Here is a 21,544-nt window from a genome sequence, read left to right as displayed (position 1 = left end):
ATGACCGAACCATCCCTGCCTTCGCTGGCCGAATTGAGCGCGATGAGTGCCGACACACTCGCCGCGCGGCTGGCGGAGCCGGGGAGCGATCGCGCCGCGCTGATCCGTATCGCGGCGGAGGGAGGCGTGGTGCAGGCGCAGCTCCTGCTGGGGCAGATGCTGCTGGATGGGATCGAACTGCCTGCCGATCCACGCGCCGCCTTCGGCTGGTTCAACCGGGCCGCCGCCAGCCATGACATGTTCGCGCTCAACATGGTCGGGCGTTGCTATGAACTGGGCTGGGGCGTGGCCGTCGATCCGGACCGGGCGATGGAATGCTATCGCGTCGCGGCCGGTCGGGGACTGGCCGAGGCGATGTACAATTACGCCACCCAGCTTGCCTTGCGGGACGAGCATGAGGCGGCGCTGGACTGGTTCCGCAAGGCGGCGTCCGATCCGGGTCTGATCGGGGCCAAGGCGGCCAATTATATCGGCAGCTTCCATGAAGATGGCTGGGCTGTTGCGCCCGACAGGGAGGAGGCGTTGCGACACTATCGGATCGCCGCCCAAAGCGGCGATTTTCGGGGGCAGTTCAACCTTGCCCGGCTGCTGGCCGAGGATGGCGCGACGGATGAGGCGTTGTCCTGGCTTGGGCGGGTACGGGAAACGGCGACGCCCGCTTTCCTTGACAAGGCGGCCGACCATCTGCGTCATTCGTCCGATGCGATCATGCGGCAGGCGGGGCTTGCCGTCCTGCTGGGCAAGGAGGCCCCGATATGTTGACCGTCATTCCCGACCTGCTCGATGGTGAAACGCTGGGCCGCGTCCGGGCGCTGGTCGATGCGGCGGAATGGGTCGACGGCAATGTGACCTCCGGCCATCAGTCGGCGCTCGCCAAACGTAACCTGCAATTGCCCGAGGAGTCCCCGCAAGCGAAGCAGGCGGGGCAGATCGTGCTGGATGCGCTCGGCCGGTCGGCCTTGTTCATTGCCGCCGCGCTGCCGCTCAAGGTCTTTCCCCCGCTGTTCAACAGCTATGCGGGCGGGCAGGCCTTCGGCACCCATGTCGACAATGCCGTGCGAATTCAGGCGGGAACGGGTTTTCGCGTGCGGTCGGACCTGTCGATCACCGTCTTCCTGGAGGATCCGGAAAGCTATGACGGCGGTGAACTGACCATCGAGACCAATTTCGGCGTCCAGCGGGTGAAGCTGCCCGCAGGTCATGCGGTGCTCTATCCGTCCTCCTCGCTGCATAGGGTGGAGCCGGTGACGCGCGGGCGGCGCGTGGCGAGCTTCTTCTGGCTGCAATCCATGGTGCGCGACGATGCGGCGCGGCAGATGCTGTTCGACCTCGACAGCAGCATCCAGGCGCTGGCGGTCGATCTGGGGCATGACAATGCGCAGGTGATCCGGTTGACCGGGGTGTATCACAATCTGCTGCGGCGCTGGGCCGACGCCTGATCGCGGGAAGCCTGATCACTTGGATTTCGGCCATTTTCACGCCGAAGTTCACACCATATGCGCGCGCGTGCCTGGGCGCGCGTAGGCGCGAGGGCGTGATCGATCGGATGTTTCAAAGAGCGAGGCGGGATAGGCCGGTGGGCGCGAAATAGGACAGGTAAATCCGCCTGCTGTGGAGAAATAGGATGGATTTCGGGGCCCCTGTTGCCATTGGGTCACCTATCCTCTGGTCCGGGCGGCTGAAGCTTTGGATGACCGCGAGGGAGGACATGCGGTCATTCCAGCATCGCGGCCAGCGTCGGTGTCATATATTCCTGACCGCCTGATGCCGTTCGCCGGATCAGCATTGCAGCGAGGCCGTGGCGGGTGGCGAGCGTCATGCCGCGATCGGCGCCCAGGACGGTGATCGCGGTCGCCCAGGCGTCGGCCAACATCGCGCTTTCGTGCAGTACCGTGACCGAGGCGACGGCGTTGGCGATGGGCGCACCGGTGGCCGGATCGATGCTGTGGGAAAGGCGGATGCCGCCTTCCTCGCGGAAGCGGCGATAGTCGCCCGAGGTTGCGACGGACAGGCCGCAGAGCGCCACGCGCAATGTCGGCAGGGACAGATGGGGAGGCGCCTCCACATCGACCCACCAGGGTTGGAGGTCGGGTTTCACACCCTGTCCCCGCAATTCGCCGCCTATCTCCACGAGGAAATGCCGGGCGCCGAGGTCATGCAGCGCCGCCGCGACGGCATCGACGGCAAAACCCTTGGCAATGCCGGAAAAGTCGAGCGTTACATCTGCCGTGCGGCGGGCGCGGCGATCGTCCAGCTCTATGGCGGTCCAGGGGGAGGGGTGATGGGGCGTGGTGGACAGGCCGGTGACGCCGCCGGGGCCGAAACCCCATCGCGCGACCATCCGGCCGACCGCCGGATCGAACGCGCCACCCGACAGCCGCGCGACATCCAGCCCGGCACGCAGCACCCGTGCCATGTCGTCCGGCAGTGTCGTCCACTGGCCGAGCGGCGTGGCATTGAATCGGCTGATGTCGGATGCCGCTTCCCAATTGCTCATCTGCGCGATGACGCGGGAAAGGACGGCCTCGATCGCCTCGGCACTGCCGGGGGGGGCATCGACGATGCGGGCCGACCAGCTTGTGCCCATGGTCGGCCCGCCAAAGTCGCTGATCCGGCCCAGCCCGTTCCGTCCTTCGAACGGGTCGGGCGACAGGCCGGGCGGGATGGCGATGCGAAGGGGGGCGGCGATCAGCCCTGTACCTCGACCGTCATGGCATAGGTCGCGCGGTCCTGCGGTGGGCCGATGGGACGCGGCGCTTCGGGATTGTTCTGGCCCTGTGGACCGCCGGCGCCGGATGCGCCGTTGCCGGGACCAGCGGGACCGCCTTCGCCGCCCGGCCCGCGCCGTCCGCCGGAACTGATGCTGACCCAGTACATGCCCGCTTCCGGCCAGGTGAAGCTCACCCTGCCTGTCGCGTCGGTCTTCGCATCCATCTGCTTGAGGTCGGCGCGGTAGCGGATGCCGCCCGGAACGGCGACCACGTCCAGCCCGGCGGCGGGCTTGCCGTTGAGCAGGAACTGGAAGGTCGCGGGTTCGCCCACGGCCAGGTCGTTGGGATGGGTCACGGGGATCATTTCCAGCCCCTTGCCGGTCGTGGCGAAGACCATGCGATCCGGCTCGCCCGCCGTCACGAAGGTTTCGATACGGGTCGTCGCCGTCGCCGTCTGCACGTCGGTCGCGCCCTGCGGCACGGCCGTTGCCAGCGTCGCGGCGGTGGTGCCGCGCGGCAGCATCTTGCGTTCGCCGTTCAGCATGTAGTTGCCCATCAGCATCTCGTTGACGACGGCGATCTTGTATGTGCCCTTCGCCTTGATGCCGAGGTCGAAGGTCTGGCGCAGCTTGCCGACGGCGCGGTTCTCGATCGCCGCGGTGCTGCCGTCGGGCGCGGTCACCACCGGCTGCCAGTCCTGGCCCGGATGGTCGAAATAATAAAGATCGCTGGAAATGGCGGCATCGACCGTCAACCATTCATTGCCTGACCCCGCGAACATAGTTTCGGAAGGCAGCAGCCAGGGACGCGCGGCGCCGGCCATTTGCGGCACGGTGATGGCAGCAGTGGCGGCGAGCAGCAGCAGCTTGCGGAATCCGGTCATGACTTCTCCCCTTTTCAGCGTGACAGCAGGACGTTCACGGCGCCCAGTTCGAACTGGCCCGTCGCGCTGCCCTTGGCCCCTGCGGCGGTCACGTTCAGCGGCACGCGCACGACTTCTCGGCCGCCGGATTCGCGAGCGGCTTCCACCACGACCGTATATTTGCCGGGGGTGAGATTGGGCATGCCGCCCTTGCCCGCGGTGAAGCTCAGCTTATGGGTGCCGGGTGCACGGGTGGCGCCGGACACGCCGTCGGCGGGCAGGGTCAGCGAACGGCCCGATGCACGCCACCACATGCGCACGTCGCGCAGCCATTTGGCGCCGCCATTGTTGCGCTTGTCGACATCGTAGAGGATCGTCAGCGTGCGCGCGGGCGCGCCTTCCTTCTCCAGCCAGACGGCCACATAGGGGCGGTGATATTCGGCCACCGACAGGCGCGGCAGGGTGAGGGTGACGTCCAGCGTCTGCGCCGTCGCGGGCGCGGCGATGGCGCCGGCCGCGCTCATGGCGGCACCCGTCAGGACGATCTTGTGGCTGATCTGCATGAGGTGAAAATCCCCCTTAATGAATGAAGATGATGGCGAGTACCGCCGGAATGGCGAGGCCCATGGCGACCAGCGGCCAGGTGGTGGGGCGCTTGCGGGAATGAAGCCAGAGCAGGACCAGGCCGGTCAGGGCGAACAGGAAGCAGGCGACGGCGAAGATGTCGATGAACCATTTCCAGACATCGCCCGCATTGCGGCCCTTGTGCAGGTCGTTCAGGTAGCTGATCCAGCCCCGGCTGGTCGCTTCGCTGGACACCGCGCCGCTGTGCCGGTCGATCGACACCCAGCCGTCGCCGCCGGGGCGGGGGAGGGCGAGATAGACCTCATCCGCCGACCATTCCGCCACGCCAGCGCCGTTCTGTGCCATTTCCTTTTCCACCCATGCCGCCACGGGGGCGGGCAGGGGCTTCTTGACGTCGGGTGCATCGGCGCCAGCATCATCGGGCGCGACCTGTTTCAGCAGGGCGGGGGGAAGGGTGCCCGATCGGGTGACGGTTTGTGGCGAACCCTCGACATCGGCCGCATGGTTGAGCGTGATGCCGGTGAAGGCGAACAGCAGCAGGCCGATCAGGCTGATGGCGGAGCTTACCCAATGCCAGGTGTGGAGCTGCTTCAGCCAGAAGGCCTTGGCGCTCTTCTTCCTGGGATTTTGAGCGCGGACGGGGGCGTGCATCGGGAGCGGGACAAGTCCTGGAGGTGGATGATGGGCGTTGAATAACGCGAACGACTCGCAATTGCAAACCTGAGCTGCCGCAAAAAATGTAACAAAATGTATGGGCGCGGCGGGAACGTGGCGGGCGAACGGCGGTTCGCGCCAAGCCGAGACGTCATGCACTTGACGGTTGGCATCATCCCAACTAGCCGCCATTGGAAACGGGGGTGACACGGAACCGTCATGGTTTCGCAGGGGAACTTTCCGCAAAGGACTGAAAGATGCTGTTGCCGGCCGTCGCCGCTGGAATGATGATGCTGGGCGCGCAGACGGAGGCGGCCGACACGCAGCAGCCGCAACATCCGTCCGCCGCCGTACCTGTCGCAACGCCGGCTGAGGCGCCCCAGGCCGCGTCCGCTCCGGTTATCGTCGTGCCCCCGCCGCCGGTGCTGCCGAACCTGCCGGGTGCGGCGGACGCGACGACGGTCCCGGTCGCGCGGCAGGGCGATATCGTCGTCACCGGGCGGACGGGGCCGGCGCCGGGCGACCCGATGGAGCGACTGAACCTCAAGAGTTTCGAGGCGGTGCAGTCGGTCGACAAGGCCGTGGTGGAGCCGGTCGCCAAGGCCTATAACAAGGGTCTGCCCAAGCCGGTGCGCAAGGGGTTCCGCAACTTCTTCTCCAACTTGCAGGAGCCGGTGGTGTTCCTGGCCTATATGCTGGAGCTGAAGCCCGGCAAGGCGATGGAGACGGTCGGGCGCTTCACCGTCAACACTTCCCTGGGCGTGGCGGGGCTGTTCGACGTGGCGAAGCGCAAGCCCTTCTTCCTGCCGCATCGGCCCAACGGGTTGGCCAATGTACTGGGCTATTATGGCGTGGGGCCGGGACCCTATATGTATCTGCCGATCGTCGGGCCGACGACGCTGCGCGACATCATCGGCGACACGGTTGACAAGATGATCGTGCCCTTCGCTGTGGGCAAGCCGTTCAACCAGCCCAAATATGTGATCCCGGCGACGATCCTCAATCAGCTTGGCGAGCGGGCCGCGTTCGACGAGACGATCCAGCAGATCCGCGACGAGGAAAATCCCTATGCCTATTATCGCGAACTGTATCTGAAGCAGCGCGAGGCCGAGATCGAGGCGCTGCATGGACGCAAGCCCGCCGAACCCGTGGTGCCGGTCTATGGGCCGGGGCTGGGCAAGATCACGCCTCAGGACGTGATCGACGGCACGGCAGACGTGCCGCAATAGGCCCATCATCCCCTCCTCCGTCCGCGGGAAGCGGACGGAGGAGGGCGCTTTTCATCGTCCCAGCAACCCGCGCGCCTGTCCGGCGATTTCCGCCAGCATGGCGACGTTGGGCGTCGCGGCGGCCTTGGCGCGGTGGACGAGGGTGCGGAACTGCTGGATGCGGGCGCCCTTCGCCTTCAGCCATTCCTCGACATGATGAGCGATGTCCTTGCCCTTGCCCTGGGCCAGGAAGTCGAGTCGGACCTGCTGCATGTCGCGGGCGACGCCGGAGATCAGCAGGCGTTCCCATGGGTCGGACGGTTCCATGCGCGCGGCGGTCGACTGGACCCAGTCGATGCCGACCGCTTCGCCCAGATGGGTGAAGGCGCGGGTGAGGGCGACTTCGTCCACCGACAGGCGGCCTGCCAGCGCGGCGATGCCGACCGCGCCGTCCAGCTTGAAGAGGCCGGCGGCGCGGCGCGTGAGGTCCTGCGGCGTGCCGAGCGAGAGGAGTCCGTCGGTCACGGCATTCACACGGCGCAGCGCCTCGCTGGTGAGGAGGTCGTCGACCTGTTTCGCCAGCTTGCCGACTCCGCTGGCCAGGATCGCGTGCCCGGCGTCGGGCAGCGTGCCCGCGGGCAGGCTGCGCAATATGTCCGCGATCTGGGCCCGCATGCCGCTGGCGATGTCGCCGAACAGGGCGAGGCGGGCCGCTTCGGACATGTCCGCCGCGTCGATATCGTCCCACAGCTTGCGGATGTCATAGAGCCGCTCCGCGATCAGGAAGGCGCTGGCCAGGTCGGCCATCGAGCAGCCCTCTTCCTCCGCCAGCTCGAACGGATGGATGAGGCCGAGGCGATTGACGATGCGGTTCGCGACCTTGGTGGCGATGATTTCCTTCCTGAGGGCATGGGCGGCGATGGCGTCCGCTTCCTTCTTCCGCATCGCAGGCGGGAAGGCGGCGGCGAGTTCGCTGCCCATCGACGGATCGGTGCTGAGGTCGCCATGCTCGATCGCGTCCTGTAGCGCGAGCTTGGCGGTGGAGAGCAGCACGGCCAGTTCGGGCCGGGTGAGGCCCAGGCCATCCTGTCCGCGCCGCAGCAACTGGTCGTTGGCGGCCAGACCCTCGACCTGGCGGTCGAGGCGGCCCGATTCCTCGAAGGTTTCGATCAGGCGCACATAGCTGGCAAGGTCCGCCGCGCCGCCCGCCTCCGCAATGGAGAGGCCGAGCGCTTGCAGCCGGTTATCCTCCAGCACGATGTCGGCCACAGCGTCGGTCATGCTGACCAGCAGTTTGTTGCGGTCGTCGAAGGATAGACGCCCTTCGGTCATTTCCTTGTTGAGCGCGATCTTGATATTGACCTCATTGTCGGAGCAGTCGACGCCCGCGCTATTGTCGATGAAGTCGGTGTTGATCCGTCCGCCCCGCAGCGAGAAGGCGATGCGCGCGGCCTGGGTGGTGCCCAGATTGGCGCCTTCACCCACCACCTTGACCCGCAACTGTTCGGCGTTGACGCGCAGCCGGTCGTTCGCCGGATCGCCGACATCGCCATGGCTTTGCGCGGCGGCCTTCACATAGGTGCCGATGCCGCCGAACCAGAGCAGGTCGTTGGGGCTTTTGAGGATCGCGGCGATGAGCGCGGTCGGCTCCATCTCGCTCTCCGTCACGCCCAATATCGCCTGCACCTCCGGGGTGAGGGAGATTTTCTTCAGGGATCGGGCAAAGACCCCGCCGCCCCTGGAGATCAGCGCCTTGTCATAATCGTCCCAGCTGGAGCGGGGGAGCTGGAACAGGCGATTGCGTTCCTCCCACGATTTCGCCGGGTCGGGATCGGGGTCGAGGAAGATATGGCGGTGGTCGAAGGCGGCGACCAACTTGATCGCCTTGCTGAGCAGCATGCCGTTGCCGAACACGTCGCCCGACATGTCGCCGCAGCCGACGACGCGCACCGGCGCGCTCTGCACGTCGACGCCCATTTCCGCGAAGTGGCGCTTCACGCTGATCCACGCACCCTTGGCGGTGATGCCCATGGCCTTATGGTCGTAACCGTTGGAGCCACCGCTGGCGAAGGCGTCGCCCAGCCAGAAATCGCGGTCCAGCGCGATCGCATTGGCGACGTCGGAGAAGGTCGCCGTGCCCTTGTCGGCGGCGACGACGAAATAGGGATCGTCGCCGTCATGGATGACGACCTGCGCCGGATGCCTGACCTTGCCCTTGACGATATTGTCGGTGACCGAGAGCAGCGATCGGATGAAGATGCGGTAGCTTTCGGTCCCTTCCGCGAACCAGGCGTCGCGATCGACCTGCGGGTTGGGGAGCTGCTTGGGATAGAAGCCGCCCTTGGCGCCGGTCGGCACGATGACGGCGTTCTTCACCCGCTGCGCCTTCATGAGACCCAGTATCTCGGTGCGGAAGTCGTCGCGCCGGTCGGACCAGCGCAGGCCGCCGCGCGCCACGGGCCCTGCGCGCAGATGGATACCCTCCACGCGTGGCGAATAGACCCAGATTTCGCGCCAGGGCAGCGGCGCGGGCAGCCCGGGAATCTGCGCGCTGTCCAGCTTGAAGGCCAGCGCCTCCTGCGCGGTATCGCTGTAGAAATTGGTGCGCAGCGTCGCGGTGATGACGGCGCGCAGCAGGCGCAGCACGCGATCCTCGTCGATCGCCGTGACCTTCTCCAGCCCGGCCTCGATCTCCAGCTGTGCGGCGGCGGCGCGGGCGGCGCCATCCTTCGCCTGCGGATCGTGCAGTGCCTCGAACAGTTCGATCAGCTGGCGCGCGATACCTTGTTCGCGCCGCAGCGTTTCGGCAAAGGTCGCCATGCCATAGGCCATGCCGGTCTGGCGCAGATAGCGGAACAGCGCGCGCAGCAGCACCACCGATCGCTGGTCCAGTCCCGCCGTCACGATCAGTTCGTTGAAGCGATCATTTTCCGCCACCCCCTCGGTGACTTGCGCAATGGCTTCGGTCACGACATCGGCGCGGGCGATCACCGTGTCGGCATTGCCGCCCGCGGGCAGTTCAAGGACGAAACGCTGGACATGGCCCAGCGAGCCGCCATCCACCGGGGTCATCATCTCCTCGATCACGCGGAAGCCGAAATTCTCGAAGGCCGGGACGACTTCGGATAGGGCGATGGCGTCATGGCTGTAGAGTTTGAGGCGCAACCGTGCGGGGGTGTCATCCTGGTTGCGGTAGATGCGGATCGACTTGTCGCCCGGACCGGACAGGCCGTGCAGCAAACGGATGTCGATCGCCGCCTCGGCCGGGCCAGCGCCGTTGCGATAGCCCATGGGGAAACCGGCCGCGAAACGCTGGGCGAGGGCGGCGGCGCGGCCCGCTTCCTCGGTTTCCGCCAGCGCCTCCTCCACGGCGGGGAGCCAGCCGCGCACCATCTGCTTCAACTGCCGGTCGAGCGGCTGTTCGTCGGGCACCACCCCTTCGCCGCGCAGGTCGAGCGTGATGCGCAGCAGGGCGAGACCGCTTTCCTCCAGGGCGATCGACCAACTGAGCACCGGACCATTGGCGGCCTGGGCCAGCATGTCCTGCACCGCGACGCGCCGCGCCGTGGTCAGTTCCTCGCGCGGCAGCCAGGCGAAGGCATAGAGGTGGCGGTTGAGCGCGCTCGTTCCCAGCACCAGTTTCGGGCGCGGACGATCGGTGAGCGACATGAAGGTCAGCACAAGCCGTTCCAGCGTCTCCCGGTCGAAGCCGATCAATATGTCGTGGGGCAGGGCGGTCAGCGCATGGGTCAACACCTTGCCCGCATGGCCGTGCGGGTCGAAGTTGAACTTGTCCATCAGCGCGGAGAGTGCCGAACGCAGCAACGGCACCTTGTCCGGCGTCGTCGCCAGCCCCGCGCTGGTCCACATGCCTGCATGGATGGACAGGGCCGTGACCCGCTTGCCCTCGCGCACCGGTATGATGATGAGGTCCAGCAGCACCGGGCGATGGACGCGCGAGAGGCGGTTGGACTTGATGATCAGCGGTGTGCGCTTGCCTTCCTCGAACCAGGTGAAGGCCGCCTCCAGCGAGGCGGGCGCCAGCAATGCCTGATCCTTCAGCGCGCAGATGCCGATGCGCGCATCCGCCTTGCCGTCGCGGCGGCGGCGTTCATGGCCGACCTGCGTGAAATGACGGGCCAGGAACCAGCGCAGCAGCGCCGCGCCTTCCTCATCGGTGACGGTGTCGGCATCATTGCCCATCGCCTCGCGCATCTTCGGCCAGTCGGTAACGGCGGCGCGGACATCCTCCAGCGTATCCTCCAGCGCCTTGGTGAGCGCATGGCGGGCCTTCGCATCAACACGGTCCGCCTCGATATAGATCATCGATTCCCGCCGGGCCCCGGCGGCATCATCCTCCAATATCGCCTTCAGATGGCCGTTGCCGTCCCGTTCGACCGACAGCACCGGATGCAGCAGGCGGTGGATGATGATGCCGCCGGCGGTGAGCGCATTGGCGATCGAATCCACCAGGAAGGGCATGTCGTCATTGATGATGGCGATCCGCATGAAACGCCCGCTGATCCCTTCGCCCAGCGTTTCCATGGCGATGGCGACATGACCGGGCCTGCGGGCGCCGGCGGTGCGGGCGAGGAAGGCGGCGGCATCCAGGACCGCATCATGATCGAAACCCTCGCTCTCGCCGGGCAGGGCGCCCCGGGCCAGCGCCGTTTCCAGCGCGTCGCGAATGGAGATGTCGAGTTCCTTTGGCTCCGCCAGTGCCGTCATGCGCTTGCCTCTTCCTTGCGGGGTCCGTCCCCGCTTCCTGTGAACGGAGAAGGCGCCGGGGAACCGCCACGGGCCTTCTCCAACCTATGCCGTCCACTATGCGCCACTGCGTCCGGAGGCTCAACCCAGGATAGGAAATAAAGTTACGCTAAATTGAAATATTATGACGCGGCGCAGCATGGCGGAACAGCATGCAAGGGAATGGAGACGAGGAATCGGCCTTCGATACGTATCTGTCAATGCAGCAGGGCCGTTTCAACCGATAAAGGACGGATCAATTGGCAGCGGCGATGATGGCGCGCTGGCTGAGTTCCGATCCCTCGGGCAGGGCGCCGACCAGCACGAGCGAGCCGTCCTTTTCCCGGCGGGCGATCACGACGGCCAGGCCGTCCCCGTCGGTGGCGACGGCGAAGGGATCGAGCGCGGCGGCGGCCTTCATTGCGGCGCGGGCGGTCTGTTGCCGGTCGGGCCTGGCCGGATCGTCGCTGCGGCGCTGGGCGCGTTCGTCGCGGACCAGGGCCTTGAGGCCGCCCTCATAGTGGGCGAGATAATCGCCGAAGCTGCCGAGCGCGATGCCTTTCGCGCGGGCATGGTCCAGCGCGGTCGCATATTCGGTGATCCGCGTCTTGTCATAGGCGGAGCCGAAGACGAGCTTGACCACGGCGGTCATCGGCGCGCGCGCCTGAACCTTCAGCCCGCTGTTCGCGAGCAGTTCGGCATATTCATCCGGCCGGGCAATCGTCACCAGCGCGAAATCGTAGGAAAGGCCGATGGCGCGATAGAGTGCGGCATGGCTGCGCGCCTCGCTGGTGCGGGCCTGTTCCGCGCTGTCGCGGGCAAGCGCCAGCCAGTCGGCCAGCGGTGCGTCCTCGTCGGGCGTTTCCATCCCCGACAGGTCGAGCGTGCCGAATTCGTCGTCGGCGGCCGGGCCGTCGGCCCAGATCGGGGCGACCGGCGGCGCGCTGGGTGCGGTGCGCAGCGCTTCCTCGACCTCCCGGTCGATTTCCGCGCTGACGTCGGTGGCTGCGACTTCCTTCCAATTGATGACGCCGAAGACGAAATCGATCGTCTCGTCGTTGGAGGAGAAGGGCATCAATATGCCGCGATACAGGATTTCCGCGCCGCGCTGGTTGACGAAGCCGGCCTCGAAGCCGATCGGCGCGGCATTGGCGATGATCTGGAGATAATGGTCGGTCAGCCGCGACAGCAGCGAGCGCGAGGGGACGTCGTTGATGAACTGGATCGGCCCGCTGATCTCGCATTCCTCGCGCAGGGCGGAGCCGAGATAGACGAGGGCGGGATTTTCAAGGCCGGTGCTGAAGTCCAGCAGGACGCTGTAGGGGCCGAAATCCTCCAGGTCCTCGGGCGAAAGGTCCTCGATCGAGGGCAGGCCGCGCTCGCCCAGCAGCGATGCCCAATAATTATAGGCGCGCACCTGCATCCGGCGCTCATCCGATCCGATGAGGGGCGGCGTTTCGATCGCTGCGTCGTCCGCGGACTCGAAATCGTCCGCTTCACTGGCGATTCCATATCCGCGCAGAATGTCCATCCAATCAGTCCCTAGCCCAGGCAAAGCTTTACCTTCGAGACTCGACAGTGACACGGGATGGTAAACATGCCGTAAAGACGGGAGAGGAATGATGATCCGATACGGTTCGACAAGGGAGAGGCGCGGAAAGTGGAATTGAGCGCTTGTCCTTCGCCCCAAGCACTGTTATCTGGCCGCCCCAACGCCGCTTTAGCTCAGTTGGTAGAGCATCGCATTCGTAATGCGAGGGTCACGTGTTCGAGTCACGTAAGCGGCACCATCAAAGCCCTATGTTTTCAGCCGTTTTTGGGCTTCCGCTTGGTCCGAGCGGCACCCATATCAACCACTTTGGTATCGCGCTGGTATCGCAAATGGGCTGTCGTCAGCTTGCCGACTTCGCTCCACAGATCCTCGACCGCTTCGATGAAATCCTCGAGGTAATCGGGCCTCAGGTGGCGGTAGTGGCGCTTGTTGGTCGAATCGCCGCTGTGCCCGGCCGCCGTGTCGATCTGAGCCTCAGGGACGCCCCTGCGATGCAGTTCCGTCGAGATGGTGTGGCGCAGGGTGTTGGGCGAACCGAGCCCGACCAGCTTGGGACGCCAAGCGGTCTCGCCCAGCTTCTGGCGAGGCGGCAACCAGACAGGTTCGCCGTCATCATCCGTCTCCACGGCGCTGATGCCCGCAGCAAGTAGGCATTTCTCGAACGATTTTTTCACGCTGCCCGCCGGCAGCAGTTCATATTCGATTTTGCCGGTAGCCGCGCTGCGCTTGGGCTTCTTCCACTGGATCACCTTGCCGTCCGGAAGGTCCTCCAGCCAGGGGGCGAGGGTCGGCGCGATCGGCACGATGGATCGGCGCTTCTTCGTCTGCTTCCTGCCCGGCGCATTGAAGTAGATCAGGTTACCTTGGATCTGGTCCGTGGTTAGCTCGAGAATCGCCTGCATGCGCCCATGGGTGCTGAGTGCGATCATGACCAGCATAGCGATATGCTCGCGGTCAGGTTCCGCACGCGCCGCGTCCAGCAGCGCCGCGATCTGGTCGACGGTATAGACAAGCTCCTTCGGGCCGGGCTTGTCCTTGATGTCCGGCACGAATGGCGCCGAAGCGATCATGTTATTCTTCCAAGCCCAATTGAGCGGCTGGCGTAGAGCAGCCGTGTCCCGGCTGGCGGTATGGGGGCTGACCCCAGCCGCGATACGCCACGCCTGAAAGCGTTGAACCAGAGCAGTGTTGATGTCGGCAACCGTGGGCGGCCCGGTCAGGCGTCCGGCGCGGCGCTCGTCGGCAAAAAACTCAATCCAGTGCGCCACCGAATTGGCATATCGCACAGGGTCCGAAAGATTGGGCTGGGCGTGCTTCAGCAGCCAATCAGCCATGATGCCCTCTACGTAGGCGACATCGATCGCCTTTTGAGCCGGCTGCTGAGATGCGAGATAATGCTCGGCTAAGGCGTCTTGCGCTTCTTTCGGTGGGTTATCTGGGCTACCGCCGCCGATGCCTGTCGACTTGCGGCCAGTCCGACGGACGCCGTCTGGTCCGCCGTCATCGTACCAGCAGATGCACCAGTCATCTCGGTCGCCGCGATACCAGAGCCAGAACTGCCCGAGTTGCGTACGCCCGGCCGGGGCAACGCTTCTTCGTTGTCCTGCCATGTTGAAATTATCTCCTTCTTCCTGTCTGCCAGAAGAAGCGAATATGCCTCGGATGCGATCAGCGCGCGAACGAGATCGTGGTTAAGGTGGGCCCGTGTCCCATTTCGGGCCGCGCGCTCCAAGAGATCGGTGATTTCGGTGAAGGGGCCAGAGTTCAAGCGCGGGCCTCCTTCGCGCTGGTGCGCCGCTCGCGCTTCCGGCGCGGCGGTATCGCCTTGATGGTCGCGGCATACTCCGCAAACAGGATGATGAGATTCCGGATGGCAAGGGAATGAAGCGCGCCGCCGGAGGCGATGCCGATGAGATCGATCACCAACATCGACCAGACAAAGAACCGAAACAGCCCGAAGGATTGCGTCGGAACATCGGGGGTAAACGCAGCGCTGATGAAGGTGATAATCGTCCAGAGCCACAAGAACGCCGCCCAGCCCCACCCGTCATCCTTCGCGTAATAGGTTGCATGGCAGCAGGCGAAGAACCACAGCGCCCGATACATGGCATATTGCGTCTGTCGGGTTAGCTGGCAGAGCAGGATGATGGGCGGGTGAAACAGGTTCATGCCCAGCCATGCGTCGAGGCGGGTCAGGATCATCATCACTGCTGATCCCCCAGGCGGAAAGGCACCACATTGGCGTCGATCATATCCACGACAGGCAGGTTAAGGTCGCTTGCCCATGACAAGCCTTCTGCTCTGATGCCCTCGGCCGTGTTCGCCAGCCGACAGTCGCGGGGAATATCCTGCGTGCCGTCTGGCTTGATGATGGATGCGATGAAGACCGGCCTTCCCTGGAGCATACCGGCCGCGATCTCAATATGACCTTCCGCTGGCCGCCAGCCTGAAGGCTCCGGCTGGGGATCGGGGAGCGGCACCCACATTGTCGGCTGATAAACATCAACGCCGTCGTCATACCAGCCGCCATCGCCGCGAGTCATCGGAACCCAAGGCGAGCGGCCCGGCTCGGCAATGCTCGGATCATAGCCCAATATCCAGCCGTCACCCGGCGGCGCTGTGCTGATGTCCCTTGGGATTCCATGGGACCGTAGGAGCGTCGCCGCCTCCTGCATAAGATTGGCGCAACGGGCGAAGCTGGCCGCTTTGTCGTCGGGCGCGACGATGTCGAGCCAACAGTCATCGAGCCGCTGGGCAAGGTCGAGAAGGTTCGTCATTGCACTGTCGCTCCTTCGCCCAAGGCTTCGGCCACGTCGGCGTGGGCAATCTCCATGATGTCCTTCAACGCGGCTGCGATCTGCTCGGCAGGGAAATGGGCGAACAGTACCGCGACGGACGCTTGATAGAGCACCGCCGCAGCGGTGCCCGGATCGCCGGTCGTGCCCACCACGTCCTGAGCGAGTGTCATGGCGAGATCGTCAAGATCGTCCTCGCTCATTTCGTCATCTCCTGCTGGATCGCGTTTGCGCGGTCATACAATTTGCGGAGAAGGTCGGGTGGCAATATCTCCTGCGCCGCACGCTTGTAGGCATCTACATTTGCCTGCGTCACCAATGCATGCCGCCGCAATTTTAGCTCTGCCGCCTGCTGGTTCAGCGCCTGTATGCGATGACCAAGGTCGCGGATCGCGTCATCATCCTGACGGCGCTTAGCAACCAACAGTTCGGCTTCAATGCGGGTTCTATCCGCATCAATCCGACGGCGCTCTTCAACGCAGTCCTGCAACGTCATTTTGTCTGGATCACTCTGAGGCCTGCCTGAATCACCCCATCTCCAATGGGTGACCCGCTCCCAATCAACTTCATCGGCTTGGACGACGCGGCATCGGCCGCGAACGCCGTCTTCCTTGATCTGGACGAACGCTTTCGGGTTTACGATAACCACGGGGATTTGAGGGAGGCCGAAGTGCCTCGTCCACGGGCGAGGGCTGCGAGCGTTCGTCATCGTCTACCTCCTTTCAGCCGTGCTGGGTTGACCGGCATCCATACGATCGCCCGCTTGCCGCTGGCGTTGTGCCGCCGATGGCCGCTGTCGCGGACCTTTCCGTCGCGGGCCAGTTCGGTGATGCGCGGCCGGACGGACAGGATCGACAAGCCCAGCCGCCCCGCTACCTCGTCGGCGGTCAGGCCGTTGGAATGCTCCAGTACCTTGAGGCATCGGGCGCGAAGGATGGGAGCCTTGTCCGCGATCTCATCCGCCGCCTGAAACGACGTTTCACGGGCCTTTGCGCCTGGACTGTCTGGATAGCCGAACAGGTCAGGCATCTCCGTCTCCCGGATTGGTTGCGTGATCCCACCGGAGATAGTCGAGGAAGGCGCGTCCGACCGCGTGGGCGAGAAGAGGATCGCTTTGAAGCTCTTTGACCATGGCGAGCGATTCCTCGTCGCCCTGGTGCGTCAACCGCAGCGCGCCTCCCTCGTCGTTGCCAAGGTCGTTGCCAAGCTCAGCCCAGCGGAAGAACCATGCGAATCCGCGCCGATCCGCTGCGCTGGCGATTGAAGCCAGTTCCGCTTCGTATCGTGCGGTAGCCATCAGCGTGCACCCCCTTTGGAGCCGGACGGCAGGGGGGACAAACGCCGCCCGGCTCCACCAGCCGCAGGGGCATGCGCGGCTGGAACTGAATCGAAGGTCACGCGGGCGATCTCGCGCATGACGATGTAGGTTGAGCCGGGGCGCTGCCGCGCCAGGCGCTCGGCTTCCGCCAGCGCCTCGTCTTCGGTCTGGAGCCGGAAGCGAGGATCACGCTCCGGATTGCGGCGCCACGCCATGAACGCGAACTGGTCGCGATGTGTGATCGTCATGCCGCTCATAGCGAGTCGGCCCGCTCAAGTGCCCGGCGCAGCACGGTCTGCGCATCGGTGAATAGGCAGACGCATACATCGTGATCCCACTGATCTATGTCGGCCGGTCGGTTCTCAATCACGCCCATGCCGTTGGCGGCGTGGATCATTGAATAGGCGGTGCGGACGGTCTCCGTCAGAGTGCACATCTCGCGCTCCAGCCGCTTGACCACGTCGTTGCCCGTTGACGGCCGGGTAGCCTGTCCGATCACAAGGCCAGCGGTTCGGCAGAACTCCCGGTAAGCTGCGTCGGCGGCAAAAGCGGCGTCCATCTTCTCCCTGGTCGTCGCGCCAGCGCGGGCGCAGACGATATTATGGTTCGCCACGGCGCTGATGTAGCGCTCATAGGCCTGTGTCTCGTCGGCGCTATATGCGCGCTTCGTTTCAACGGTCATGATCTGGCTCCAACCGAGTAGGCTTTGTCGACAAAGCCGCCGCGCCCGCGAACCATGGTCGCATTGACCCAGGTGACGCGGCTCGCATCGAGGCGGCGGATATGACCGCGCCGCAGGTGCGAGCGGGGTCCATTGCGCGGACCGGAGAAGGCTTCTCCGCTTCCCTCGCCTTCACCATGACCGTCGATCGTCAGGATATGAAAATCCCTGAGAGGCGGCCGGGACTTGTTGCGCGCCCTATTCAGGGCGGCCGATGCTGGCTGACGTTCCGCCCGCACATTCTTGCAGAGCAGGACATGACAGAGGTCGATGTAGGCGCAAACCTCATCCATAACATCGGCTGAAATGTCGTTGAGTACCTTGTCGATGCCCTGGCGCTGAGCGCCCGCCATGACGGCTTCGGGCATTATCGGAATAAAGCCCAAAGACATTCCGGTTTCAGCCGATTTTCGCGTGACGCGCCGATCAGCGACCATGGCCTTAACAAAGTCGAGATTGACCGCGTCGGCCGGAGCCGGGCCGCCATCGAAGGGCACGAAAGCCGCGCCAGCGATAGGCATCCACAGGTTCTGCCGATCAAAGTAGGTAATCGATGCGATAACGACGCCCGGCTCATCAATCGGCGGCGCGATGGCCGCCAGCAAGGGCGGAAGATCGTCGCGCCATTCCCAGGCCAAGGATATGCGACGCGAGGCAGTTTCGGCATTATACTCTCCGCCGCACGGCACCCCGTTCAGCGCTGAATATTCCAGCGCCACGACTTCGAACGGCGGTTTGAGCGCCATGCCGGGGAGATCGGCGCGTGGCTTTGCCCTGTCCATCAGTTGGCCGTTGTCGGGCAGGACGAATACCTCCGCCTGCTCCAACTTTCTGATAAGGTAATCCATGCCCTGCCGTACGCCCGGCGCACCGGGGCAGGGATGAGACCGCAGGCTTTCGATGGCCTTCGGTGTATAGTTGAGGGCGCGGATCATATTGCAATGCCCTCCAGAATCTCTGGGTTGAGCCGGGCCTTAAGCTTCGCGCCGCGCGCGACGGCGGCGTCGATCAGCGTCAAGGCCTCGTTTGTGATGGCGTCGCGGTCAGCCCATACGATCTGACCGCCGTCCAGCGGGCCTGTCAGGTCGAGCTTGTAAATGCAGTCCGCAACGTTCCGGGCGGGGAGGGCCAGAATCGCCTGCGCCGCAGTCGAGTGCTTGTCGACCAGCGCGTCGATTTCCTCATCGGAGTAACCATCGGGTAGGGCATCGATAGCGTCTTGCGCGTCATCGACCTCGGCCATCGCCTTCGACCAAATCTGGTCGAGCGGATGCGAGTACTTGATTATGATCCAGCTCATGGCTGCGCCTCCAGCAAAGAGGAGAGTTCCGCCATCCACCAGTTCAGCTTGATCCGGTTGACAGCGCAGGCGCGAAAGCAGGGTTCGCACCCAAGGATGCAGCCTGGGGCGACCAGTTTCGTGCCTGAACGGGTGGCGGGGTCGCGGTCGACAGCAGTGAGGCGATGACAAACGCGGCGCGCTTCTTCGATCTCGCTGTCGCCGGGATTATTAACGACCAAGCGCAAGATGGTCGCGGTCATGACCGCGCCTCCATCGCCTCAAGGTCCTTGATCGCGGACCAGACCAGTTCGGTCAGATAGTCTTCACCGCGAATAGACTCATCAAAGCCAGGGATCGTGGCACCAAGCGCCGTCGCCTCGATCAGGGGAATCGCGGTTTGCGTGAACATGAGCATGCGCAGCTTGGCGATCACCCCTGCCAAGGTCTCCGCAGGGGTATCGACGATCGTGACAGTATCGTTCTCTGGATCATCGCTGTTGAGCTTTGCCCACTGGCGACCAGCGAAGGACTTCCATGCGGCGATGATGTTTTGGTCAGTCTGGGCGACCAGCATCGCGCGCGGGCGGGTACGTGTGAAAATGGTCATCGGCTGGCCCTTCCGCTAAAGTGCTTCGCTTCGGCCAAGACGATGTCATCATACCGGTCGATCATCCGGCCATGGGCGAGAAGCACCTTGAGGGCGAACGCGGTGGCGTCCGGTGCCGGCCATTCCATCAAGGAATCTTCCGCTTCGCCCGCGACATCTCCGAGGCGATCGTCTTCCTCCAGCACCTCTTTCGAGGCCATCGCGTATCCCGCTTCCAGTTGCTCTTTGGGTAAGCCCCAGTCGATGCCGTGCAGCTTGGCGTGGGCGATGTCAGCAGCCCGCGCCTCATCGAAGGCAGCGAGGCGTCGGTTCCATTCGCTGCGCGTGTCCATATGCAGAGCATCGTTGACCGCAACGGCTATCATCTGGAAGGCGAGGTCAGTCGGAAACTCGCCGGGGTTAATGGCGGCATCGCCTGTGCTGCCGTTGGTCAGAAATGGGGCCATCTCATGAAGCGCCGCAATAAGTTTCGTGGCGAGATCAGCGCCACAATTCGGGCGAAAGTCTCGGATAGCTTGCTTCGAATGCTGCCACTGGTCGGTGTCATCCGACGCAAAGGACCGGGCCATGAGCGTGTAGTGCTTCGCCAGTTCAAGGCTGGTGCCAGCGGGAACTGGGGGAAGAGGGAAGGCGGTATCGCCACGAACGATGGTGCTGGAGAGCATGTCAGGCCCTTTCCGAAAGTTCAGGAAGCCACTCAAATTCTCCACACCAAGAGGTGTAGAAAGTGACCGGGAACATCGTGGAATCGAAGGCGTCGTCGACGCTGAATACTTCGTCATTGTCGAGGTGCATGCCTGGCCGAGGCGGGTTGATATTGACCCGAGCAAGCGCATCGATGATCTGAGGCGGGCGCCGACGGCATGCCCCAAAGCCGAAGGAAGGATCGTTCGTCCCCTTCTCCAGCCTGAACGTATCGGGCGCCCAGAACTGGCAGGTGGCGCAACGCGGCTGCGTGACATCATAGTTGATGTTCGGCTGCGCCCGCTCGGCCGACGACATACGGTCGGGAAATGGCACGTCCATCTCAGCGGCCCTCCCGGCGATCCAGTTCGGCGTTCGACTGCTCGGCGCGATGGACGTCGTTAAAATGGACACTCAGCGCAAAGAGGGTGGTGATCCCGTCGAGCGCCTGGGCGATTATGTCGTGACGCCTAGTCTGGATGAGATTTTCGTGAAAAAGCCCGCCACGCTCGATCCCGGCCGGACCCATCGCGCAACTGTTGTGAAAACTCGCGCTCAGGAGGTTAAGCAGCGCGAAGCCTTGGTCTGAAAATTCATCCGCATCTGCGCTCTCGAAGGGAGCAAACCCTTCCATTACGCGGAGATCCGCCAAGGTCGGAATAGCAAGACGCGGGGTCGCTTCTCGCGGAGCGCTATCGCTCCGCGACTGGTTGCCGTCAGGCATAGTCGGGGTCTCCTGTGTCAAAGTGACAGGAGATGCCTTGCCCTGCTCCCTTTCGGGAAAACTACGGACGCCAGCGCGCTCCTGCCTTCATCACCGTTTTCGGCCCGTGGGCGATCAGGTGATGAGGCATATATGCGGTGTGGAATACCACCCTGTCAAGCGCATAAAGTGTTTTTTAACACACTCCGTCCGAGATCAGGTCTTCCGAATGATCGCAACGATTCTGCCGACCACGTGCAATTCCCCGTCATAGGCGGTTTCGGGCGGCACGTTGGGGTTGTCTGAGAGTATCTTCACGCTGCCGTCGGGCATCGGCCGCAAGCGCTTGATGATCCCGGTTTGGCCATACGCGGCGGCCCATATCTTGTCGGCCATCCGAACTTCGCGTTGCGACGTGTCGATCATCACCATGTCGCTGTCGAGGATGGTGGGCGTCATAGAGTCGCCGGTGCCGGTGGCCAGAACAACCTTGTCGGGCGGAGCATTCGTGAACTGCCGCAGCCAGGATAAAGAGAACTTGTGCCGCTCGCCCGTGACGGGAAGGTCGAGGTAGGTGCCGCCACCCATCCCGTAGGCAATGTCCCACTGCTCGATTTCAACGTCGTCGCTTTCATCATCGTCGCCGCGATACCGGGACGTCGATGGTTCTGCGCCCTCCACAAGCACCAACGCTGCTCGCCCGAATGCATCTGGCAATAGGTCGCCCACGGAAAGACCTAGAGCCTTGGCCAATTTCTCGACAGTGCCGAGGCGCACATCCTGCGTGTCCTTTTGGAGGATGTCACGAACAACGGTTTCGCCCACACCAGCGGTTTTCGCGAGAGCCTTCGGGTTTGTGTTCCGATGCTTGATCGCCGCAGCCAGGCGGTCCTTCAGGATGTCAATCGCTCGTTCGGTGCCGGTGCTCATAAGGTCGTGTGTCAAAAAGCCGCCTTTCGCGCTAGATGGTGATATTCCACACTTTTGACTGGAAAGTGTTTCAAAACACACCTATCAATGGGGTTAATGACTGACCCTCTGAAAGAAGAAATCGAGGTCTTCCTCCGGCTGACCGGAATGAAGCCCACGCGGTTTAGCATCAGTGCAACCCGTGAC

The 21,544-nt window shown here is 64.1% G+C and carries 26 protein-coding genes and 1 tRNA gene; 4 read left to right on the top strand and 23 right to left on the bottom strand.

The features are described 5' to 3' along the window. Window positions 1–762 carry a tetratricopeptide repeat protein gene (locus tag YP76_RS10205; protein WP_046763494.1) on the top strand — a complete coding sequence of 254 codons (762 nt, stop codon included), beginning with the start codon at window positions 1–3 and terminating at the stop codon, window positions 760–762. Further along, the gene (locus tag YP76_RS10200) at window positions 756–1,439 is read left to right on the top strand and encodes a Fe2+-dependent dioxygenase (protein WP_046763493.1); all 684 of its coding nucleotides are present in this window, start codon (window positions 756–758) and stop codon (window positions 1,437–1,439) included. The genes YP76_RS10205 and YP76_RS10200 overlap by 7 nt, the downstream gene beginning before the upstream one ends. 275 nt (window positions 1,440–1,714) lie before the next feature. Here the strand turns inward: YP76_RS10200 and YP76_RS10195 are convergent, their stop codons facing one another. The 4 genes from YP76_RS10195 to YP76_RS10180 form a co-directional block, all read right to left on the bottom strand. After that, window positions 1,715–2,587 (bottom strand): FAD:protein FMN transferase, encoded by an 873-nt coding sequence (locus tag YP76_RS10195; protein ID WP_046763492.1) that lies wholly within the window; start codon window positions 2,585–2,587, stop codon window positions 1,715–1,717. A gap of 101 nt (window positions 2,588–2,688) precedes the next feature. Further along, complete coding sequence (locus YP76_RS10190) at window positions 2,689–3,594, bottom strand: DUF4198 domain-containing protein (RefSeq protein WP_046763491.1); 906 nt, start codon at window positions 3,592–3,594, stop codon at window positions 2,689–2,691. 14 nt (window positions 3,595–3,608) lie between these two features. Further along, window positions 3,609–4,136, bottom strand: coding sequence for a DUF2271 domain-containing protein (locus tag YP76_RS10185; protein WP_046763490.1), 528 nt, complete (start codon window positions 4,134–4,136; stop codon window positions 3,609–3,611). A gap of 16 nt (window positions 4,137–4,152) precedes the next feature. After that, the gene (locus YP76_RS10180; protein ID WP_046763489.1) at window positions 4,153–4,809 is read right to left on the bottom strand and encodes a PepSY-associated TM helix domain-containing protein; all 657 of its coding nucleotides are present in this window, start codon (window positions 4,807–4,809) and stop codon (window positions 4,153–4,155) included. A gap of 260 nt (window positions 4,810–5,069) precedes the next feature. Between YP76_RS10180 and YP76_RS10175 the strand changes: the two genes are divergently transcribed. Beyond that, complete coding sequence (locus YP76_RS10175) at window positions 5,070–6,041, top strand: MlaA family lipoprotein (protein WP_046763488.1); 972 nt, start codon at window positions 5,070–5,072, stop codon at window positions 6,039–6,041. Between the two features lie 51 nt (window positions 6,042–6,092). Here YP76_RS10175 and YP76_RS10170 read toward each other — a convergent pair whose 3' ends face one another. Next, window positions 6,093–10,748, bottom strand: coding sequence for an NAD-glutamate dehydrogenase (locus YP76_RS10170; protein ID WP_046763487.1), 4,656 nt, complete (start codon window positions 10,746–10,748; stop codon window positions 6,093–6,095). A 274-nt stretch (window positions 10,749–11,022) separates the two neighbouring features. After that, window positions 11,023–12,297, bottom strand: a complete 1,275-nt coding sequence (locus tag YP76_RS10165) for a PAS domain-containing protein (protein ID WP_046763486.1) — start codon at window positions 12,295–12,297, stop codon at window positions 11,023–11,025. A 183-nt stretch (window positions 12,298–12,480) separates the two neighbouring features. On the opposite strand from YP76_RS10165, the gene YP76_RS10160 reads away from it, so the two are divergent. After that, a tRNA-Thr gene (locus YP76_RS10160) sits at window positions 12,481–12,556 on the top strand. A 16-nt stretch (window positions 12,557–12,572) separates the two neighbouring features. On the opposite strand, the gene YP76_RS26610 is transcribed toward YP76_RS10160, so the two are convergent. The 17 genes from YP76_RS26610 to YP76_RS26605 all read right to left on the bottom strand — a co-directional run bounded on the left by YP76_RS26610 (window position 12,573) and on the right by YP76_RS26605 (window position 21,358). Further along, window positions 12,573–13,928: a tyrosine-type recombinase/integrase gene (locus YP76_RS26610; RefSeq protein WP_084733102.1), complete on the bottom strand. Its 1,356-nt coding sequence runs from the start codon at window positions 13,926–13,928 to the stop codon at window positions 12,573–12,575. Between the two features lie 154 nt (window positions 13,929–14,082). Next, window positions 14,083–14,523 (bottom strand): hypothetical protein, encoded by a 441-nt coding sequence (locus YP76_RS10145; RefSeq protein WP_046763484.1) that lies wholly within the window; start codon window positions 14,521–14,523, stop codon window positions 14,083–14,085. Further along, window positions 14,523–15,095 carry a hypothetical protein gene (locus YP76_RS10140; RefSeq protein ID WP_046763483.1) on the bottom strand — a complete coding sequence of 191 codons (573 nt, stop codon included), beginning with the start codon at window positions 15,093–15,095 and terminating at the stop codon, window positions 14,523–14,525. Before YP76_RS10140 ends, YP76_RS10145 begins: the two co-directional genes overlap by 1 nt. Then, complete coding sequence (locus YP76_RS10135; protein WP_046763482.1) at window positions 15,092–15,316, bottom strand: hypothetical protein; 225 nt, start codon at window positions 15,314–15,316, stop codon at window positions 15,092–15,094. Before YP76_RS10135 ends, YP76_RS10140 begins: the two co-directional genes overlap by 4 nt. Then, window positions 15,313–15,822 (bottom strand): hypothetical protein, encoded by a 510-nt coding sequence (locus YP76_RS10130; RefSeq protein WP_046763481.1) that lies wholly within the window; start codon window positions 15,820–15,822, stop codon window positions 15,313–15,315. The genes YP76_RS10135 and YP76_RS10130 overlap by 4 nt, the downstream gene beginning before the upstream one ends. Continuing rightward, window positions 15,819–16,142 (bottom strand): hypothetical protein, encoded by a 324-nt coding sequence (locus YP76_RS10125; protein ID WP_046763480.1) that lies wholly within the window; start codon window positions 16,140–16,142, stop codon window positions 15,819–15,821. Before YP76_RS10125 ends, YP76_RS10130 begins: the two co-directional genes overlap by 4 nt. Further along, a complete protein-coding gene (locus tag YP76_RS10120; protein ID WP_046763479.1) occupies window positions 16,135–16,410 on the bottom strand; it encodes a hypothetical protein in 276 nt (91 codons plus the stop codon). Before YP76_RS10120 ends, YP76_RS10125 begins: the two co-directional genes overlap by 8 nt. Next, entirely contained in the window at window positions 16,410–16,679 is a 270-nt protein-coding gene (locus YP76_RS10115) for a hypothetical protein (RefSeq protein ID WP_157035744.1), read from the bottom strand. Before YP76_RS10115 ends, YP76_RS10120 begins: the two co-directional genes overlap by 1 nt. A gap of 5 nt (window positions 16,680–16,684) precedes the next feature. Further along, window positions 16,685–17,113 (bottom strand): hypothetical protein, encoded by a 429-nt coding sequence (locus YP76_RS10110; protein WP_046763477.1) that lies wholly within the window; start codon window positions 17,111–17,113, stop codon window positions 16,685–16,687. Further along, on the bottom strand, window positions 17,110–18,087 hold the full coding sequence (locus YP76_RS10105; protein WP_046763476.1) for a hypothetical protein: 978 nt from the start codon (window positions 18,085–18,087) through the stop codon (window positions 17,110–17,112). The genes YP76_RS10110 and YP76_RS10105 overlap by 4 nt, the downstream gene beginning before the upstream one ends. Further along, window positions 18,084–18,452: a hypothetical protein gene (locus tag YP76_RS10100; RefSeq protein WP_046763475.1), complete on the bottom strand. Its 369-nt coding sequence runs from the start codon at window positions 18,450–18,452 to the stop codon at window positions 18,084–18,086. Before YP76_RS10100 ends, YP76_RS10105 begins: the two co-directional genes overlap by 4 nt. Then, window positions 18,449–18,694, bottom strand: a complete 246-nt coding sequence (locus YP76_RS10095; RefSeq protein ID WP_046763474.1) for a hypothetical protein — start codon at window positions 18,692–18,694, stop codon at window positions 18,449–18,451. Before YP76_RS10095 ends, YP76_RS10100 begins: the two co-directional genes overlap by 4 nt. Further along, entirely contained in the window at window positions 18,691–19,041 is a 351-nt protein-coding gene (locus tag YP76_RS10090) for a hypothetical protein (protein WP_046763473.1), read from the bottom strand. Before YP76_RS10090 ends, YP76_RS10095 begins: the two co-directional genes overlap by 4 nt. Next, window positions 19,038–19,706 carry a hypothetical protein gene (locus YP76_RS10085; RefSeq protein WP_046763472.1) on the bottom strand — a complete coding sequence of 223 codons (669 nt, stop codon included), beginning with the start codon at window positions 19,704–19,706 and terminating at the stop codon, window positions 19,038–19,040. Before YP76_RS10085 ends, YP76_RS10090 begins: the two co-directional genes overlap by 4 nt. Before the next feature lies 1 nt (window position 19,707). Further along, window positions 19,708–20,043, bottom strand: coding sequence for a hypothetical protein (locus tag YP76_RS10080; RefSeq protein ID WP_157035743.1), 336 nt, complete (start codon window positions 20,041–20,043; stop codon window positions 19,708–19,710). A gap of 25 nt (window positions 20,044–20,068) precedes the next feature. Next, entirely contained in the window at window positions 20,069–20,449 is a 381-nt protein-coding gene (locus YP76_RS10075) for a hypothetical protein (RefSeq protein WP_046763470.1), read from the bottom strand. A 195-nt stretch (window positions 20,450–20,644) separates the two neighbouring features. Continuing rightward, window positions 20,645–21,358, bottom strand: coding sequence for a S24 family peptidase (locus YP76_RS26605; RefSeq protein WP_052757377.1), 714 nt, complete (start codon window positions 21,356–21,358; stop codon window positions 20,645–20,647). Window positions 21,359–21,544 lie beyond the last annotated feature (186 nt).

This window comes from Sphingobium chungbukense, assembly GCF_001005725.1.
In the GTDB taxonomy this organism is placed as follows: Bacteria; Pseudomonadota; Alphaproteobacteria; order Sphingomonadales; family Sphingomonadaceae; genus Sphingobium; species Sphingobium chungbukense.
Note: the sequence above shows the minus strand (reverse complement) of the source record. Positions and strands in the feature narration are given on the sequence as shown.